The following is a 5,005-nucleotide window of genomic DNA, read 5'->3' as shown; positions in this document are numbered from 1 at the left end:
GCGGAACCACCGTAGGTTTTAGCCAGAACGGTAGTGATAGCAGCGGTCAGCGTTGTTTTACCATGGTCAACGTGGCCGATAGTACCGACGTTAACGTGCGGTTTTGTACGTTCAAATTTTTCTTTAGACATCGATTGTCCCTCTAAGACACGGATAAATCGGTGGTATCACCACATCAACCAAGCAGTTGCTTGCTGAATTTTTTAACAGAAAGAAAATCAGGAGGAATAAAAAGAAGTGGTGCTGATAGGCAGATTCGAACTGCCGACCTCACCCTTACCAAGGGTGCGCTCTACCAACTGAGCTATATCAGCACATCTTGGAGCGGGCAGTGGGAATCGAACCCACATCATCAGCTTGGAAGGCTGAGGTAATAGCCATTATACGATGCCCGCATCCTGGAACTCGGCTACCTGATTTCTCTGTAGATTTTGAACTTGGGGATAAAAAAGACTTATACACCCGCATTCTTCGATCCGGCCTCAAGTTACATACCGCATCGATTTTATCCTGTCGCCAGGATTGAATTTGGTGGTGGGGGAAGGATTCGAACCTTCGAAGTCTGTGACGGCAGATTTACAGTCTGCTCCCTTTGGCCGCTCGGGAACCCCACCTGATTGTGTACTTGATGGTGCCGGCTGCCGGAATCGAACTGGCGACCTACTGATTACAAGTCAGTTGCTCTACCTACTGAGCTAAGCCGGCATCAAGTGCTGCGCATTCTAGGTAGACCGAACGACCTATGCAACAAAAAAATTGCGTAAAATGCGCTATCGCCTAGATTTTATCCAAATTTGAACATGAATTCACAATACCATCAAGGATTCGCGCAAAGAACCGCCAAATTTAACACCATTGCAAAGCACACATAGTCACATTTCGTCCTTATTTCCTGCACCAAAAATGCAAGCCATGCACTTTGAAAAAGCACCCTGTGAGCTAGCAGAATACATTTCATGCGATTAATGCTTCAAAAACCTGGAATGAATATTGCTTTACTAAAAGGTCTATCCATCGTTCAGGAGGTACCTATGAAAATCGTATCACTCAATGTCGCTACGTTACCCGTTTATCGTGGAGAACTTGCCGATTTACTGGTTGATGCTGTTGCTAAGGGTGCATCTATTGGATATCAGTCACCAGTATCGCATGAAGAAGCAGAGAGCTACTTTCATAGTTTACGGCCTTCTATCGCGAAACGTGAGCGCATGTTATGGATAGCGCGCGATTTCGAAGGCGTGATCGGCAGCGTACAATTGGAATTATGCCAAAAACCAAATGGGCAAAACCGGGCAGAAATTCAAAAATTGCTGGTACATAGCCATGCCCGCAGGATGGGGGTGGGCAGAAAATTGATGCAGGTACTGGAAAAAAACGCCCTACAGCAACAACGAGGTTTACTTTATCTGGACACCCAAGCAGGTTCGCCAGCGGAAATGTTTTATCGGACCCTCGGATATCGCTATCTGGGAGAACTGCCAGATTATGCCTGTACACCCGATGGCTATTATCACCCCACCGCCATCTATTACAAACGACTCTTCGCGGTGAATCACATTGGGCGAGCGATAGCTAGCTGATATTGACCTCGATGCCCTTGTAAAAGTGGCAACGTGTGAATATCAAGCCGATTTTCTCTTCTTTTTTCCACTAGCAAAGTGGTAACCTGCCTGTAATCGGAATTTACTATACAAAGAAAAGGTTCTACGACCTGAGTTCCGCTAACTAAAACCTGGGTTGGCTGAACTTCCTTTTCTTACCTGTATAAGCAGGCAGAATCAGACTTATGAGAAATAGAGATCAATTTTTGGCTACGCCGTATCTACAATTCACTCGTCTTCAATGGGCAGCCCTACGTAATTCAGTCCCTTTAACCTTAACGGAAGAAGAGATAGTTAAGCTCAAAGGGATTAATGAAGATCTGTCATTGGACGAAGTCGCCGAAATCTATCTGCCTCTGTCGCGCCTGCTTAATTTCTACATCAGTTCCAACCTGCGCCGTCAGGCTGTCCTTGAGCAATTTTTGGGCACCGACGGCCAAAAGATCCCTTATATTATCGGTATTGCTGGCAGCGTCGCGGTAGGGAAAAGCACCACTGCGCGTGTCTTGCAGGCATTACTCAGTCGCTGGCCGGAGCATCGTAGTGTTGAACTCATTACGACCGATGGCTTTCTTCATCCAAATAAAGTTTTAAAAGATCGTAACTTGATGAAGAAAAAAGGATTCCCGCAATCTTACGATATGCATAGCCTCGTCAAGTTCGTTTCTGCTATTAAGTCCGGCGCCCCAAAGGTCATTGCTCCAACCTATTCACACCTAACCTACGATATCGTGCCTGATAACAATAAAGTTCTGGAGCAACCTGATATCTTAATTCTGGAAGGTTTGAACGTCCTGCAAAGTGGAATGGACTATCCACATGATCCACATAGGGTTTTTGTTTCCGATTTTGTGGATTTCTCAATTTACGTCGATGCACCGGAAGAACTGTTAAAAAAATGGTATATCAACCGTTTCCTGAAATTCAGACAAGGGGCATTCTCAAATCCAAACTCCTATTTCCATAATTATGCAAAATTGACAGAACAAGAAGCGACGGATATTGCCTCACAACTTTGGCAAGATATTAATGGACTTAACCTGAAAGAAAATATTCTTCCTACACGTGAAAGAGCTAGTCTTATTATGACAAAAAGCGCTAATCATGCGGTAGAATATGTACGATTAAGAAAATAAATATCAGAAAATTAACAGGGGATGAACCATCGCCTTTTTTAAACACCACGCAATGAAATTTCGCCACCGATATAAGATGTTAATTCGCCATTATTTTCCAAAAGCAGCGCACCTTGTCGATCAATCCCCTTGTCAATACCATGTATTTCTCGATTGCCGATAATCAATTTGACGGGACGATTGAAATAATTATCCAGCTTCTCCCATCTGGAGATAAAAGACTCCAGTCCATACTGCTCAAAATCAGCCAGTGCCTTTCGTATTTCTGAAATCAAACTTACAGCCAATGTATTACGATCGATTATAATTCCGGCTTCCTGTAAATTGATCCACCCTTGATTAATCACGTTATCTACCGGTTCGCGCATACCTAGATTAATACCCGCACCAATAACCAAATGGGCCGCGTCCCCGGTTTTTCCCGTCAGTTCAACAAGAATTCCCGCCAGTTTTCTATCCTTCAAATATAAGTCATTGGGCCACTTTACTCGAACACCTTCTGCGCCCAGCCTATGTAATACTTCGGCCATCACCATGCCAATAACCAGACTTACACCTACTGCTGCCGCCGGACCTTGCTCCAGGCGCCAATATAAAGAGAGATATAAATTAGCGCCAAAAGGAGAAAACCATTGTCGCCCCCTCCGACCACGCCCAGCTTGCTGATATTCAGCAATACAAGCATCTCCCGAGGACAAAGAATCTAACCTGTCTAAAATATACTGATTTGTCGAATCAACGACAGGTAAAACCATGACACGGCCATCAGGTAAGGCACCAAGAATCTTTTCCTCATCCAGTAATTGCATCGGCGCGGGTAAACAATATCCTTTTCCGGTTACCGTAAAAACATCAATTCCCCAATCCCGGATTGTCTGGACATGTTTATTAATTGCGGCCCGGCTCATCCCCATCATCTCTCCCAGAAACTCACCTGAATAAAACTCACCATTCGACAGGATCTGAATAAGTTTAAGGGGAACTTTAATATCTCTCATGACAATACCTCTACAGCATTTACCTCTCCATGCGCAGCAATAAAGCGAACTTCAGGTTCAAGCCAGACATTAAATTTGTCAGCAACCTGATAGCGAATATATCGAGCTAAATCAACAAAATCCTTACTTATCGCATTGTCCTTGTTTATCAGCACCAGAGCCTGATGGCAGTGGACCGCAGCGCCGCCAATTTGAAAACCCTTTAAATGGCATTGCTCGATCAACCAGCCAGCGGCAAGTTTTACTTTTCCTTCCGGTTGTTGATAGCAAGGCGCATGAGGATATTCTTTTAGAATATCTCCGGCATGCTGCTGTGTAACAATAGGATTCTTGAAGAAACTTCCCGCATTACCGGTAATGGTAGGATCGGGTAATTTGCTACATCTCATGTGGCATACGGAATCAAAGATTTGTTGTGGTGTTACGGTGGCAGGATCGAGTTTGGTCAAATCACCGTAACTCAATATTGGACTCCAATCTTTCTTCAGATAAAGCCCTACCGCCGTAATAGCAAACCCATCGCGATATTGATGCTTGAATATGCTTTCGCGATAAGCAAACTGACATTCAGCAACATCAAGACGCTTTACCGTTCCTTTGGAAAGATCCAATAAATCAACGTATTCGCATAAATGCTGAAGCTCTAAGCCATAAGCCCCAATGTTCTGGATCGGTGCAGATCCCACGCAACCAGGAATTAACGCCAGATTCTCCAATCCGGCGATACCTTGTTGCAAAGTATATTCAACCAAATAGTGCCAATTCTCGCCGGCACCGATGTGGAGATGCCAGCCCTCACAATCTTCCGTTGTAACAATACCTTTGAGCCGATTAAGCAAAACTATACCGGCAAAGTCTTCCAGAAAAAGGACATTACTCCCTTCACCTAGCAACAACACAGGCTTATGTAATAAATTTGCGCACTGCCATCCATCAACTAACTGTTCCGGCGTATCAGCCACTATGATGGATGACGCAGAAACCGGTATTGAAAAGGAATTATAGGGTTTTAGTGATATGACACTATTCGTCATCGCATTCATACTCATTAACTCAGATATTAATAGTCTACCTGATCAGAGTCGGATATCAGTGCTGTTTTATACCATCTCAATAGGTTCCAGCCCGCCACAACGCAAAAAGCCCCCTGCTTACGCAGGAGGCTTTCCACTTAGTTGATGCCTGGCAGTTCCCTACTCTCACATGGGGAGACCCCACACTACCATCGGCGCTACGGCGTTTCACTGCTGAGTTCGGCATGGGGTCAGGT

At 44.6% G+C, this 5,005-nt stretch carries 5 protein-coding genes, 4 tRNA genes and 1 rRNA gene; 2 read left to right on the top strand and 8 right to left on the bottom strand.

Going from position 1 to position 5,005, the window contains the following annotated elements; translation table 11 throughout:
* The 5 genes from DES54_RS18235 to DES54_RS18215 form a co-directional block, all read right to left on the bottom strand.
* Positions 1-131, bottom strand: a 131-nt coding sequence (locus DES54_RS18235) for a GTP-binding protein (protein ID WP_004146313.1), incomplete at its 3' end; no start/stop codon positions are given.
* Between the two features lie 107 nt (positions 132-238).
* Positions 239-314: transfer RNA gene (locus DES54_RS18230), tRNA-Thr, on the bottom strand.
* 6 nt (positions 315-320) lie between these two features.
* Positions 321-395 (bottom strand) — tRNA-Gly (locus tag DES54_RS18225).
* 134 nt (positions 396-529) lie between these two features.
* Positions 530-614: transfer RNA gene (locus tag DES54_RS18220), tRNA-Tyr, on the bottom strand.
* Between the two features lie 15 nt (positions 615-629).
* Positions 630-705: transfer RNA gene (locus tag DES54_RS18215), tRNA-Thr, on the bottom strand.
* A 326-nt stretch (positions 706-1,031) separates the two neighbouring features.
* On the opposite strand from DES54_RS18215, the gene DES54_RS18210 reads away from it, so the two are divergent.
* Both DES54_RS18210 and coaA read left to right on the top strand, forming a co-directional pair.
* Positions 1,032-1,580 carry a GNAT family N-acetyltransferase gene (locus tag DES54_RS18210; RefSeq protein ID WP_113869764.1) on the top strand — a complete coding sequence of 183 codons (549 nt, stop codon included), beginning with the start codon at positions 1,032-1,034 and terminating at the stop codon, positions 1,578-1,580.
* Between the two features lie 206 nt (positions 1,581-1,786).
* The gene (coaA, locus tag DES54_RS18205) at positions 1,787-2,737 is read left to right on the top strand and encodes a type I pantothenate kinase (RefSeq protein WP_113869762.1); all 951 of its coding nucleotides are present in this window, start codon (positions 1,787-1,789) and stop codon (positions 2,735-2,737) included.
* Between the two features lie 38 nt (positions 2,738-2,775).
* Here the strand turns inward: coaA and birA are convergent, their stop codons facing one another.
* From birA to rrf, 3 genes are all read right to left on the bottom strand, one after another.
* Entirely contained in the window at positions 2,776-3,735 is a 960-nt protein-coding gene (birA, locus tag DES54_RS18200; protein ID WP_113869760.1) for a bifunctional biotin--[acetyl-CoA-carboxylase] ligase/biotin operon repressor BirA, read from the bottom strand.
* Positions 3,732-4,769 (bottom strand): UDP-N-acetylmuramate dehydrogenase, encoded by a 1,038-nt coding sequence (murB, locus tag DES54_RS18195; RefSeq protein WP_113869766.1) that lies wholly within the window; start codon positions 4,767-4,769, stop codon positions 3,732-3,734. Before murB ends, birA begins: the two co-directional genes overlap by 4 nt.
* 146 nt (positions 4,770-4,915) lie before the next feature.
* A 5S ribosomal RNA gene (gene rrf / locus DES54_RS18190) occupies positions 4,916-5,005 on the bottom strand; the annotation flags it as partial.

This window comes from Brenneria salicis ATCC 15712 = DSM 30166, assembly GCF_003315515.1.
Classification (GTDB): domain Bacteria; phylum Pseudomonadota; class Gammaproteobacteria; order Enterobacterales; family Enterobacteriaceae; genus Brenneria; species Brenneria salicis.
This window is presented reverse-complemented; position numbering and strand designations above follow the sequence as displayed.

Coding starts and splice junctions, on each gene's coding strand:
- DES54_RS18210 (WP_113869764.1), top strand. CDS start 1,032: ATGAAAATCGTATCACTCAATGTCGCTACGTTACCCGTTTATCGTGGA.
- coaA (WP_113869762.1), top strand. CDS start 1,787: ATGAGAAATAGAGATCAATTTTTGGCTACGCCGTATCTACAATTCACT.
- birA (WP_113869760.1), bottom strand. CDS start 3,735: ATGAGAGATATTAAAGTTCCCCTTAAACTTATTCAGATCCTGTCGAAT.
- murB (WP_113869766.1), bottom strand. CDS start 4,769: ATGACGAATAGTGTCATATCACTAAAACCCTATAATTCCTTTTCAATA.